12 protein-coding genes are annotated in these 12,724 nt (G+C 38.2%); 5 read left to right on the top strand and 7 right to left on the bottom strand.

Annotation, left to right across the window (positions count from 1 at the left end; genetic code table 11):
• Positions 1 to 100: 100 nt before the first annotated feature.
• Positions 101 to 1,153, top strand: a complete 1,053-nt coding sequence (locus P3L56_RS08160; RefSeq protein WP_166686068.1) for a 4-oxalomesaconate tautomerase — start codon at positions 101 to 103, stop codon at positions 1,151 to 1,153.
• A gap of 45 nt (positions 1,154 to 1,198) precedes the next feature.
• Here the strand turns inward: P3L56_RS08160 and P3L56_RS08155 are convergent, their stop codons facing one another.
• From P3L56_RS08155 to P3L56_RS08140, 4 genes are all read right to left on the bottom strand, one after another.
• On the bottom strand, positions 1,199 to 2,338 hold the full coding sequence (locus P3L56_RS08155; RefSeq protein ID WP_129465801.1) for an AAA family ATPase: 1,140 nt from the start codon (positions 2,336 to 2,338) through the stop codon (positions 1,199 to 1,201).
• Positions 2,338 to 3,045 (bottom strand): RNA ligase family protein, encoded by a 708-nt coding sequence (locus P3L56_RS08150; RefSeq protein ID WP_042844366.1) that lies wholly within the window; start codon positions 3,043 to 3,045, stop codon positions 2,338 to 2,340. Before P3L56_RS08150 ends, P3L56_RS08155 begins: the two co-directional genes overlap by 1 nt.
• A gap of 227 nt (positions 3,046 to 3,272) precedes the next feature.
• Positions 3,273 to 4,091, bottom strand: a complete 819-nt coding sequence (locus P3L56_RS08145; RefSeq protein WP_042844187.1) for a VanW family protein — start codon at positions 4,089 to 4,091, stop codon at positions 3,273 to 3,275.
• Between the two features lie 265 nt (positions 4,092 to 4,356).
• Positions 4,357 to 5,673 (bottom strand): CitMHS family transporter, encoded by a 1,317-nt coding sequence (locus P3L56_RS08140; RefSeq protein ID WP_042844188.1) that lies wholly within the window; start codon positions 5,671 to 5,673, stop codon positions 4,357 to 4,359.
• A gap of 594 nt (positions 5,674 to 6,267) precedes the next feature.
• Between P3L56_RS08140 and P3L56_RS08135 the strand changes: the two genes are divergently transcribed.
• Entirely contained in the window at positions 6,268 to 7,359 is a 1,092-nt protein-coding gene (locus tag P3L56_RS08135) for an NADH:flavin oxidoreductase/NADH oxidase (protein ID WP_129465800.1), read from the top strand.
• Between the two features lie 60 nt (positions 7,360 to 7,419).
• Here P3L56_RS08135 and P3L56_RS08130 read toward each other — a convergent pair whose 3' ends face one another.
• Positions 7,420 to 7,740 (bottom strand): hypothetical protein, encoded by a 321-nt coding sequence (locus tag P3L56_RS08130; protein WP_042844190.1) that lies wholly within the window; start codon positions 7,738 to 7,740, stop codon positions 7,420 to 7,422.
• Positions 7,741 to 7,976: 236 nt separating this feature from the next.
• Positions 7,977 to 8,849, bottom strand: coding sequence for a DMT family transporter (locus P3L56_RS08125; RefSeq protein WP_048606911.1), 873 nt, complete (start codon positions 8,847 to 8,849; stop codon positions 7,977 to 7,979).
• 343 nt (positions 8,850 to 9,192) lie between these two features.
• On the opposite strand from P3L56_RS08125, the gene P3L56_RS08120 reads away from it, so the two are divergent.
• A complete protein-coding gene (locus tag P3L56_RS08120; RefSeq protein ID WP_042844192.1) occupies positions 9,193 to 9,405 on the top strand; it encodes a hypothetical protein in 213 nt (70 codons plus the stop codon).
• A 70-nt stretch (positions 9,406 to 9,475) separates the two neighbouring features.
• On the opposite strand, the gene P3L56_RS08115 is transcribed toward P3L56_RS08120, so the two are convergent.
• Entirely contained in the window at positions 9,476 to 10,948 is a 1,473-nt protein-coding gene (locus P3L56_RS08115; protein ID WP_042844193.1) for an anion permease, read from the bottom strand.
• A gap of 687 nt (positions 10,949 to 11,635) precedes the next feature.
• Here P3L56_RS08115 and cutA point away from each other — a divergent pair.
• Positions 11,636 to 11,986: a divalent-cation tolerance protein CutA gene (cutA, locus tag P3L56_RS08110; RefSeq protein WP_042844194.1), complete on the top strand. Its 351-nt coding sequence runs from the start codon at positions 11,636 to 11,638 to the stop codon at positions 11,984 to 11,986.
• A gap of 350 nt (positions 11,987 to 12,336) precedes the next feature.
• A complete protein-coding gene (locus P3L56_RS08105) occupies positions 12,337 to 12,678 on the top strand; it encodes a carboxymuconolactone decarboxylase family protein (protein ID WP_042844196.1) in 342 nt (113 codons plus the stop codon).
• Positions 12,679 to 12,724 lie beyond the last annotated feature (46 nt).

Raw genomic sequence — 12,724 nt, 5'->3', positions numbered from 1 at the left:
GCGGCAAATGAAGGCATCCCAAGGAGCATACAAAGGTATGTGACTTGGGTAACTGAGTGTAGCCAACACCGCCACAGCGGGAAATATAACGGGTAAACAGATGAAAAAGATCCCTTGCACATTAATGCGTGGCGGCACCTCGAAAGGTGTATTCCTACTCGCAGATTCTCTTCCCAACGATATTCAACAGCGCGATAAACTCATTCTTGCATTGATGGGTTCTGGTCATGCTTTACAAATTGATGGCATTGGAGGTGGTAGCCCACAAACCAGTAAAGTCGCCATTATTGGCCCCTCTTCTCACCCTGACGCTGATATAGACTATTTATTTGCACAAGTTTCTATGATGGAAGCGATTGTCGATACTGCGCCGAACTGCGGTAATATCCTGTGTGCGGTTGGCCCTTTTGCCATTGAAAAAGGCTTAGTCCCTATTCATCATGACACGACCACGGTAAGAATTCGTAATGTGAATACCAATACCTTTATTAATTCAACAGTACAAACACCTAATGGCGAAGTGAATTACCTTGGTGAAACCTCAATTGCTGGTGTACCTGGGTATGCAGCACCTGTTGCGCTAACATTTTTAAATGCCTGCGGTACTAAAACTGGGAAACTTCTGCCAACTGGGCACTCAATTGATACCTTTGACGGTGTTGAGGTGAGTTGCATCGATATGGCAACGCCTGTGGTACTCATTGATGCCCCTCAGATGAATAAAACCGGTTATGAGACGGCTGAACAATTAGAAACAGATAGCGAATTTATGCAGAAATTGGAAGCTATTCGCATTAAAGCGGGGGCAGCAATGGGTTTAGGTGATGTGAGCAAAAAAGTGATCCCCAAACCTATTTTGGTCTCTCCTGCTATCCATGGTGGTACCATCAACGTACGCTATTTTATGCCTCATAAATGTCATGGTGCCCTTGCTGTAACCGGCGCTATTGCTATTGCCACCAGTACCCTTTTACCTGACAGTATCGTGAAACAATATATTGATTCTGTGGATATGAAAAATATCGCTATTGAGCATCTCAGTGGAATGTTTGAAGTCTCATTAACTCCAAAAAGTGACTTTCCTGAGGGGCTACAGGCATCAATTATCCGTACAGCAAGGAAGTTATTTGAAGGTGATGCGTTTATTCCATAATACAAAATGAGAACCTGCCTCTTACCTAGAGGCAGGTAAACCATGCTATATCTCCCCGAACAACTCAACAAACTCACTATTAATATAATAAGAAACTTGGTGCGCTTCATCGGGAGTGGGTAATTCCAACTTGCCTGCCATTCTTTCCATAATATTATCTGGAACAGCATATTGCCGTTGTTGATTTTGTTGCCGCCATTGCTTGAATGGCACTTCCAAGTAAACTAAATGAACTTTTGCTTGATAACGTTCAAATAGGCTGATCATACTGGCTCGCAAAGAAGCGCTTAACGAAGTCGCATTCCAAATAAAATCCGTTTTAGTGCGCAGTAAACCTTTAGCTTGCTCTTTCGCTTGTTGAGCCACCCACCCTTGTGCATTTTTATCTGCAGGGTTAATTTTATGTTCTCGGCGAATATCATCGAGGCAAATTATTTGAGTTTGTGGATAAAACTGTTTTACAAAGTGATCCTTCCCCATACCGGGTAAACCGCATAACATAACCACTTCGCTACCAAACTCCTCAAAAGGGAGGTAATCTGCCGTGCCCTTCTGGTAGTGAAAATATTGGAAACGGCCCGCTAAAGAGGCAAATGATTTAGGCTTATCCCAACAATCTTGCTCACGACAAAATAATTCAAACAGCTCAATTCTAGCGAGTAAATCAGCTTTATCTTCACAAGTTCGGCCTATTGCATCCGCTTTCGCCAACATACACAACAACGGCATTTCGACACGTAAAGAGGCGGCAAATAAAGTACGCTCAGGGTCTGGTTTTTCCATTATCCATAACGGTAAGCCGTGAAAACGCACTAATGCAGCAATATGTTCACGAATGGCAAAAGGTGTTTCTATTTGACGAAATAATATATTCCGTACAGATAACTCACCTTTTTTAGCGTGCCCCGGTGAATGAATTCGCCCCTCTTCATCTTCACGTGTGGTACTGCGCTTTTCTACGTCATGCAATAATGCCGCAGTCCAAACCACCTGCTGCTTAAACGGTGATAGTTGCTGATATTCAGGCAAACTTTCAAGCGCGGCTAACACCATTTGGGTATGAATAGCCACATTACCCTCTGCATGGTGCAAGCTATCTTGTGGTACATTTTGCATGTCGCGGATAAAATCAAATTGAGCTTCAAGCTGCGACCAATCGCGGTTTTTTGTCAATTGCCAGCTCATCATTGCCCTCCTTGATATTCAAAAGCCAGTTTGGCTCTTTGCCAATTACGCTTCCAGTGGATATCTGTTTTGACATGATTTTTACGCACATATTTAAATACATGCGACATAAAATCATCTACTGGGAAGGCTTGGCTATCACGGCTAACAATACCTTCCATGCTACATGCTTTGCCTGTATGTGTATCATAGGCAATAAATTGGCTATCTTGGGATGCGGCTTCTATTAATCCACGGGTATATTCTTGCTCAGACATATTCTTATTCAATGATAAATCCAACTGAGGCACCGTAGGGAAATCAAATAATGCTGCATAAAATTGCACTTCTTCCCAACTAAGCCAATAACCCCCTTGCCTAACGGCAAACAGATAAAAATAGTCTTCAATATGCTGATACTCAATGGAATGCACAGCATAAAGATTTTCACCGAATAGTTCGATATCACCTAAATCATCTTTAATTAACTGCCAACGCTGACGTATCTGTTGGCTCCATGCAGATTGTGTTGGCGCGCCATGAGAGCGTGCAAACACACCATAGCGATTTAAACAATTGTTTTCGCCATCGAGTTTTTCTGTGTGAATTAATTGCCCAATATTTTGGATGTGCGACCACCAATCGCTATTGATGCGATCGTCACTAGTCGTACCGGGTGAGAACGGATAATGATACGTTCTACCATACTTTCTTGATTGCATATTCATCATGCTTTCTCTAAAAAATAGAAATCACAACAAATCTTTTGCAAGATTTGCTTCTTTTATTGTTGAGAAATCAAGTGTTGGTATTACATATCTAGTCCGAGTGTCGGCCTCATATTGATACTGCCTAGCGTTTTCTCTAGGCCTGTTTGTGTTATATTCAGTGAGATCCTAACTTAACTGTCAAGGAAAAAACTATCAATTTATTCCTAAACTCATGAAAAACGCAGTTATTCGATAACAATTCGGCTTTCATCAATAGGGTATTTCACTACGACTTTATTGCAGTACAAACAATTATCTTGCAAAGTGACTGGTTCTTGCCCTTTAGTCGTCACTTTTTGCCAAATTTCATTGTGGCGATAAATCACCCCTTTTTCACGGGTAAATTTATGGTTTTTCTCATAAATATGGTATTTCGCCTCTCGCGGATCACTGCATAACAACTCCCCTTCAAGTTGGTGCTCAGCAATATTAAAAACCAATTGAAATGCACTTTGAGTTGGGTTGTAAAAGACAAGGTCGATGTAATTATAAAAAATGGCAGCGCCTGAGCCAAACGGCAATACTCTGCCCTCATCAGGAAAAGGGTCAAAACTATGATTAGCACGCTCAACCACCTGTAATGGTGAGTGCAAAATCATCCAGTGTATTAGGTTGCTGAGCTGGCAAATTCCACCACCAATACCACTACGAGCTTCGCCAAATGATAATTCCATCCCCTCAAGAAACCCCCTACGCGCTGTGGGCTTTCCCACTAATCGACAAAAGGAAAAATACTCCCCAGGGTATATCGTAATACCATTCATGGCTTTAATGGCTATGCGCAAGTTAGTCACTTTGTTGTACTGCAAACGTAAATCCGACTCACCTAATTTGCGGATTAATTTGGATGTGTGCTTATTGTAGCGATATTCAAGACGTTCAGAAGATTTCGCTTTCGCATAATATTGAGAGGAAAATGCCCAATGCAGTCTTCGAGCTAGACGTTTTTGAGTCACACGCAGCCAATAGAGGATAGGATGATAAGAAGAAAGTGGCCGACGCATAACAAAACCTTATTGATAATAATTAACCAATAAATCATGTCATAACCGTAAATTTTACGACATAGTAACTATCTGATAATTCGCAATATAGCTATTCAATCACCTTGGTACCTGTACCGACTACAGATTACAAACCAAAAAATAAACTGGATGTATTCTAATCTGATGCTATTGCAACTAGGCGACAAAAAGTAACCCCTAGAACATACCAATGTATGACTAGGGGTTACTTTTAAAGCCAACAACACTGCGGCGCGAAAGCCAATTAGTAGAGACCGAGTACCGCACCAGCGCCAAGTAAAAATAGACTAAATAGCCAAATCCACCCAAATGAATAACGCAGGTGACGCCCCATATCAATCCCCGCTAGCCCCATAGCTAACCAAGCTGCCGGTGAAAATGGGCTAACAAAAGTCCCTGCATTATTACCAATAGCCATAGAGTAAACAACAGCAGATGGGTCTACCCCTACAGTGGCTGCAATTTGTTGAATTATCGGTAATAAAGCAAAATAATAAGCATCTGTACTGGTGAATATATCCATCGGCACACCCAAAATACCAACAAAGATATGCACTTTTGATACCCATTCCATTGGTAAAATAGCAGTTAAATCTTTTGCTATCGACTCAAGCATTCCCCCTTCAGATAAAATCCCCAAAAATGCTCCAGCTGCAAGTATAATCGCGACCATACCGAGTGCTTGTGGCGCATGAGCAGATAAGACCTTCATTTGGTCTCTAGGGTTAGGGAAGTTCACCATCAGTGCGATTGATAGTGCTATCATAAATACATATGGAGCTGATAATAAACCAAATGCCAGACACACCACCGATGCAACAATTAAACCACCATTAATTAATGGCTTTTTAGGCTTTTGGATAGTTTCATTGATTTCGCCAATTTCTTCACTCGCAGGTAATAATGAATCCATCTCATACGGCGTCGTCCCTTTCAACCGTGCGGAAGCTATGCGGCGTTTCTCGCGCAAACCCATAATAATAGCGAATACCACAGCGCCACCCATACCAATTAATTGAACAGGTATAAGTTGCTGCCATAAAGTTGATGCGTCAATTCCAGTGACTGCAGAGGCGCGCCCTAAAGGCCCTCCCCAAGGCACCATATTCATCACCCCCATGCTTGCACACATCAGTAATAACATTAAATATGGGCTCATACCTAGCTGTCGATATAAAGGTAATAATGCAGGGATAATAATTAAAAATGTTGCTGCTCCTGAGCCATCTAAATGGACAATACCCGCGATTAGGGTAGTCATAATACAAACAACAACAATATTTCCACGAGTCATTTTGACCATTATCCGAATTAATGGGTCAAAAATATGGAGATCTTTCATCAAGCTAAAAAACAAGATGGCAAATAAAAACATTGCAGCGACTTTCGAGACTTTATTAATCCCACTCTCGAAGAAAACTGAAATTTCCGCTACAGAATATCCTGCAAATAATGCACCAATAAATGGTATACAGGACATTGCGATAATAGGGCTCACTTTTCCCATCATGAGCAATGTCACGATAGATACAATGATTAAAATACCAATAATTGTTAACACATCGACTTCCTTCTTAGAATTATATTTTTCAGGTGAAATAAGCTTTAATTAACTAGCCTAATTATTTAATGCTATTTTACGACTATGCAAATTGCGTAATTAAATTGTCTATTTGATTCAATATCAGTATGTTGCTTATATAAACCATTAGAAACAAGTGCAAGGCTATTTTTATATTTTTGCTGCGATAACAACTTGTTCACACTAATTAAAATCACTATTTAAAATAAAAAACCAGTGTATTTTTCTATTACAACCATTAAAACCATAAGATGAAATTAAAACCATTATATATTGGTGATTATTTATTTAATTTATAAGTGACAGAATTATAAATACCAAGATAATATATTTACTCTACTATTTTATTTTTTATGCTATTTTTTTAAGTATTTCAGCTATTTTTTAGCCACCAACACAGGGATTTATACTTTTTTTTATGTTTTTCAAAGATCCAAAAAACTACTTGCTTTTTAGTTTCAACTTTATGTAAAGGTAAGGTTGATTTGCAATATCACACCATCTCACAAAAAGACCAAAATAAACTAGGTATAATATAAGAATAACTAAAGTTATCTAAAAAGGAATGTTCCTATGAGTCATCTTTTTTCATCCGCATCAATAGGCCAAGTTTCACTAGAAAATAGAATTATCGTTCCACCTATGTGTCAATATTCAGCAGACAATGGGATGCCAACGCCGTGGCACAAGGCGCATTATATGAACCTCGCTTTGTCTGGTGCTTCATTAGTCATTATGGAAGCTAGTGCAGTTACGCCCGAAGGACGTATTACACACAAGGATTTAGGGCTGTGGAATGATGAACAAATGGCCGCCATGCAGCAAATGCTGATAGATATTAGGCAATATTCGAATGCACGTTTAGGAGTGCAAATAGCCCATGCAGGTAGAAAAGCCTCTACTGATTTACCTTGGTTTGGTGGAAAAAGCCTTCAAGCAACTGACCCTCATGGGTGGCAAACCGTTGCACCATCCGCGCTTGCTTTTGGTGATAACTACCTACCACGTGAGTTAACTATTGAACAAATTATTGAAATCAAAAAACAATTTATTGATGCAGCAAAACGAGCAGAACAAGCTGGATTTGACGTCATTGAAATTCACGCAGCTCATGGGTATTTATTGCATGAATTCCTATCCCCAGTTTCAAATCAACGCCAAGATGAATATGGGGGGAGCTTCGAGAACCGAAGTCGCTTATTAGTGAATATTTTTCATGAAATTAGAGAAACAATTAGCCCAAATATTGCAGTTGGCGTACGGATTTCCGCAACTGACTGGCTTGAACACGGATGGAGCGTTCCCGAATCTATCGAGCTTACTGAAATATTAGAAGATTTAGGCTGTGACTATATCCATGTCTCCTCAGGTGGCCTATCTGCGGAACAACAAATTCCTTTAAGCCCTAATTACCAAGTTCCATTGGCTCAAGCAATTAATGAACATACTATGATGCCTGTTATTGCTGTTGGCCTTATTACAGAGCCATTACAAGCAGAGGCTATTCTGGCGACTCATCAAGCGGATTTTGTCGCTATTGGGCGGGGGATTTTATTTGAGCCACGCTGGCCATGGAGAGCTGCTTGTGAATTAAATCAGCAAGTTAATGTTGCGCCACAATATTTACGTTGTGCACCACATCAGTTTAAAAATTTATTTAAATAGAAATAAAAAACCCGCAGCACTTATACGATGAATAGCCATCAAACTGCGGGTTTAAAGCGACTAACGTGCGTTTTGCGAACACTGCTGAACAAATTCGATCATGGATTTTTGGAATTCAGGTTCTGCATCACCTGACTTAGCCAATTCACCATCAATACGTTTAAATTCAGCTAAGCCATATTTCTCAATTGTTTTGTCATAGGCACATCCGCATATCGCTGAAACAGCATTTGCTGTTTCGCCCTGTGGATTCCCTGACCCTGCAACACAAGTATTCACAAAGTTAGTTTTATATTCAGCAATTTCTGCCTTTTCATCAGAACATGCAGATAACACAGCTACTGCCCCAACCATACCCAATATTAATGCTAATTTTTTCATCTTATGCCCATTTTCTCATTAAGCGCTTGACCCAAGAAGACAACAATAAACAAATTATCGTCTTAGTACTTCGCTATTTTGGATAGATAATTTATATTTACAACACCATTAATCTTAATATACAAAATAAGAACTTCTAATTTAGATAAATATTCCTATCTATGATTGTTACTATTAATCATAGACGTTTTCCTATAAAAGATCTGCAATCATTAAGTTATTTTTATAATTTAATTTCACTTAGGTAGCGAATTTGAACAACGCCAACGATAATAAAATAAAGCACATAAAATCAATATACAACCCACGATTTGAATCAAAGGCATCCGTTCGTGATACCAAATAGCCGCAACAAATACTGTCATAACAGGCTCTAGGATCATAATAATTGCAGCATTTGCAGCTGTTGTGTTTTTCTGGCCAATAAGCTGTAAAATAAACCGTAAACTCGTCGCTATCACCACACTTGCAATAAACCACATCATCGTCGGTGCAGTAATACTGGCAGGCCACTCTTCCAAAAAGATGGATAGCACCAATCCTACAGTACCTGTGCAAGCTAATTGTATTGTCGTTAAAGGTAAAAGCGGCACGGTTCTGGTATATAAGCTGGTATAACAAAAATAAATAGCTTGGACGATAGCAGCACAAAGAAACCATAGTTGGCTCGCCTTAAATTCAAGTTGTGCCTTAAATAAAGTTAAGCACGCCAAACCCACTACAGCAACAGGAAGGGCTTGCCAAAAATAACGCACTGGCTTATTTTTTAAAATGACCCACGCAACTAAAGGAACAAATAGCATGGCTAGGCTCATAATGAATGCCCCTTCCCCTATCGAATCCGTTGTTGCCACTGCGTAGATCCATAACACCATATTCAATGCCATCCAACCGCCTGTCATTAATATTTTTGGCAGTTGTTGAAGAGTTACTTTATTTTTCTTTCCGCGACAAAATGGCAGTAAAATTATGGCGGCTAATAAGAAGCGGCTGCCGAGAAAGGCGAATATAGGCATTCCCTGTACAGCTTCGCGAGAAAAAACCCACCCCCAAGCTGCAATTATCGTGGTCAGCACTAAGAAAAATTCTGCCTTTCTTTGCGAATACATGTGTTCCTCTAAATAAATTCACCCTCAAGCACTTACATCATACTGGCTTTTGTAGGCAAACCAATCATATTTATTCGCTTTGTTAATTCATTTTCCAAATAAAAAAATACTTATCCAAAAAGCATAAATATGACCTTAGATGAGTAACCATTTCCTCTTAATGAAGCTAATTTAGCGCTTAAACTTCCTTTTCCCTTATTTATTTAACTGAAACCGAGTTTTATCGTAAAAAAGGAGGAAGTTTGTATAAAACCCCATCAATTTTTCTGACTTTACATATCTGAAATAATCACAGCAGACAAAATAAGCCACATATCATTACCTTAATAAAAGGCAAGTAATCATGATGATGCAAAAAAATGCCGACACTACCACCGATATAGTTAATAACGTTAAAAATGCCATTAATACTCGCAAATATGCACATGCTGATGAAATAAGCTTATTATGGCAACATGCAATGAAATCCCCCTATATGATCAGTTGGGGGCATGTGATGTTAATTGCGCTAATCGTCGCGGCTATCATTACTGTGATTAGCACATTATTTTTTTAAGTTAAAAACACCAATAAAAAATCGGGCTGTTCGCCCGATTTTTTATTCTAACTAGATAAATTTTTCACTATTACCAGTAACCTAAGAATTTCCACCAAATGCTACCGATAAAGAACCAAACGGCTAAATTTACAACACTCATGACAAAACCCGTTTTCCACCATTCGCCTAACGTCGCATAACCCGAACCAAAAATAATCGGCGCTGTCCCTGTACCATAATGCGTTAATGACATCATTAGTGAAGATGAGAAAGCTAACGTTAAAGCTAATAACATTGGCGGGGCACCAAGCGCTAAACCTGCGGAGAAAAATGCCGCATACATTGCTGTAATGTGCGCTGTGGTACTTGCAAAGAAGTAATGTGAATAAACATAAATTAAAACAAGGATTAGCATCCCCCACACCCAGCTTATTCCCATACTGTCAATCGTGCTACCAACAGTCACTGACATCCATTTAATTAAGCCTAGTTTGCCTAAGAAGGTCGCCATCATAACCAAAGCAGAGAACCATACTACCGTATCCCAAGCCCCTTTATTTTTCAGCACATCATCCCAATTAATAACCCCTGTTGCTAATAAAATACTCAAACCAATAAAAGCAGCAGTGGTAGCATTAACACTATAGGCTGGACCAAAAACCATGGCGGGCACACCAGCCCACATCAATAATAGCAGCCCGAAAACAGCAAGGGTTATTTTTTCGGGTAATGAAACCGCACCCAACTGTTTCAAACGCTCTTTAGCAAAATTCGGGGCATCAGGTGTTGAGGTAATTTCTGGTTTATACATAAAATAGATCACCAAAGGCATTAAGATTAATGACACAATGGCAGGTACAAATGCAGCTATTGCCCACATACCCCAAGTCAATTCATTACTTTGACTAGTTTCACTAATGATCAAACTTACTATCAATGGGTTTGGTGCAGTGGCAGTAATAAACATCGCAGAGGTAATGGGGTTAATATTGTAATTAACCAGCGATAAATAACGCCCTATTTTACTTGAGGTCCCATCTTCAGCTTTTGACCCAAAGCTATCCGAAATAGAACGCATAATGGGGTGAATAATCCCCCCGCCCCGAGCGGTATTACTTGGCGTTACTGGTGCAAGAATGGTTTCTGCAATTGCTAATGAATAAGCTATACCGAGTGTTTTTTTACCGAATAGGGAAATCACATAATAACCTATCCGAGCCCCAAGACCTGTCTTATTTAGGCTCATGGAAACCATAATAGAAATACCAATCAACCAAATTAAGTCATTGGAAAAACCACTTAATGCGTCAGCAATAGCGCCTTTGGTTGATTCTGGATTAGTGACTCCGGTTACAGCAACTAAAGAAATAGCCACAATAGAAACACCACCAATAGGTAATGCTTTACCTATAATGGCGGCAATTGTGCCAACAAATAATGCTAAAAGGTGCCAAGCATTTGGATTAACCCCTTCAGGTACAGGGATCAAGAACCAAATTATTAGCGTAATGGCAACTGCGATTAAGGTCGGTACAGGCTTTAAAGGTGTTAACTTATTCATAAGGTTATCCATGTACGTATAAAAATGGAAATACAGATTAATTTCAGTTATATATTCTGATTTTTATCATTATGTTAACAATACAGCTCAAAAACTTTGATCATTATCAGTGAGTAGCTTGGTTTTATTAAAAATAGCCAGACTATTTTGTAACAATAAGTAATATATAATTATAAGGTTATATTGACTCATTTTTAAAAAAAATAGAGGACCACACTCTTATTTTAAAGAGTGAACCTATACAGCGAATTAATAATTCTCACATTTGATGATGTCAATACAGTTAACTATTCATTGTAATCAGTAAATTATTTCGATATTACCTAATATACTAAAATTTCAATTTTATTTATGTTTTTTCCTCTATTTTTGCAGGCTGAATCGAATTAATAAAATAAAAATAGTAAATAGTGTTATTTTTTTTGAGTGGATAAAAATACCACACCACGCACAATTGATTAAAAAAAAACCAAAATGAACAGTAATAATACTTACACAGCTTAAAAACAAACCAGATAACCGAATTAAACCAATATGACTCTCTTTATTAAAAGTATTGTTACCTAACCTAATAGTTCCAATTAGAAATAACTATAAATATTATGCCTTGTTTCCATACACAGTGTGAATATTTAATCTAACATTAATAGTAGTTTCATTTCTAAATATGACTGATAAGGAAATTAAATGTCTACCATGAACACTTATACCACTAGTAATCATCAACCTTGCATTGTGCTATGTACAACGAATAGCCATGAAAGTGCAATTAAAATTGCACAACATATTTTAGCGAATCGCCTTGCAGCCTGTGTTTCACTATTACCAGAAGTGGTATCTATATATCTTTGGCAAGGTAACATTACACAAGATAAAGAAATTTTGCTTTTGATTAAGACAACACACGATAATCAGCTCAGTTTATTTAATGCAATAAAAGAAATTCACCCATACGAAACACCAGAACTTATTCGTCTTGACCCAAGCCAAGTCGAAGATAATTATTTACAATGGTTAATTAATTCCGTTAAAAAATAGCTATCTACATGAATTAATAAACATTATTTTACAGCTCAGCGGCTTATTTATTTTTTTACAAAATTATTTTACTGGTCGGGTATGGTTTATACATAATTAGTGGTATACCAATAGGCTCGCTTTATATTTATTTTCCCTCCTTAATGTTTGGAGGGTTTTTTTTACCTAAAATTCCAGAACACTTTTCTATACGCCTTAAACTCACCACTAAACCCAAAAACCCAACATAAGCTAAATTTAACATATTTTAATTCATTGTTTATATTTCACGCAAATACCGGTTGATCATTTACATGATTACATTATATTAAATTATATAATATAAATAACATAAATATAGTGAGGAAAAAATGTCAGACTTCAAACAAATAACAACTCATATCAGCCAAAATTTGCCTGAACTCGCTAAGCATATTCCTGATGTGATGAAAAATTTTTCTAACCTAGTTAGTTCAGGTAGCCAAGATGGTGCATTAGATAAAAAAACAAAGGAATTGATTGCTATCGGTATTGCTGTGGCAAATCGTTGTGATGGCTGTATTGGTTTTCACACCAAAATACTGGTTGATTTAGGTGTTACCGAACAAGAGTTAGCAGAAGCACTCGGTGTGGCCATTTTTATGGGGGGTGGGCCTTCTGCAATGTACGCAGCAGAGACCATGAGTGCATACAAGCAATTTACAAGTAAATAAATATATTAATGTTGTCTCTGAACCTACTGGCTCAGAGACAACTAAA

Source organism: Providencia sp. PROV024 (assembly GCF_032709665.1).
Classification (GTDB): Bacteria; Pseudomonadota; Gammaproteobacteria; order Enterobacterales; family Enterobacteriaceae; genus Providencia; species Providencia huashanensis.
Note: the sequence above shows the minus strand (reverse complement) of the source record. Positions and strands in the feature narration are given on the sequence as shown.

Bases quoted from the DNA above. Each gene is read 5' to 3' on its own strand.
- P3L56_RS08160 (WP_166686068.1), top strand. From the start codon at position 101: ATGAAAAAGATCCCTTGCACATTAATGCGTGGCGGCACCTCGAAAGGT.
- P3L56_RS08155 (WP_129465801.1), bottom strand. From the start codon at position 2,338: ATGAGCTGGCAATTGACAAAAAACCGCGATTGGTCGCAGCTTGAAGCT.
- P3L56_RS08150 (WP_042844366.1), bottom strand. From the start codon at position 3,045: ATGAATATGCAATCAAGAAAGTATGGTAGAACGTATCATTATCCGTTC.
- P3L56_RS08145 (WP_042844187.1), bottom strand. From the start codon at position 4,091: ATGCGTCGGCCACTTTCTTCTTATCATCCTATCCTCTATTGGCTGCGT.
- P3L56_RS08135 (WP_129465800.1), top strand. From the start codon at position 6,268: ATGAGTCATCTTTTTTCATCCGCATCAATAGGCCAAGTTTCACTAGAA.
- P3L56_RS08130 (WP_042844190.1), bottom strand. From the start codon at position 7,740: ATGAAAAAATTAGCATTAATATTGGGTATGGTTGGGGCAGTAGCTGTG.
- P3L56_RS08125 (WP_048606911.1), bottom strand. From the start codon at position 8,849: ATGTATTCGCAAAGAAAGGCAGAATTTTTCTTAGTGCTGACCACGATA.
- P3L56_RS08120 (WP_042844192.1), top strand. From the start codon at position 9,193: ATGATGATGCAAAAAAATGCCGACACTACCACCGATATAGTTAATAAC.
- P3L56_RS08115 (WP_042844193.1), bottom strand. From the start codon at position 10,948: ATGAATAAGTTAACACCTTTAAAGCCTGTACCGACCTTAATCGCAGTT.
- cutA (WP_042844194.1), top strand. From the start codon at position 11,636: ATGTCTACCATGAACACTTATACCACTAGTAATCATCAACCTTGCATT.
- P3L56_RS08105 (WP_042844196.1), top strand. From the start codon at position 12,337: ATGTCAGACTTCAAACAAATAACAACTCATATCAGCCAAAATTTGCCT.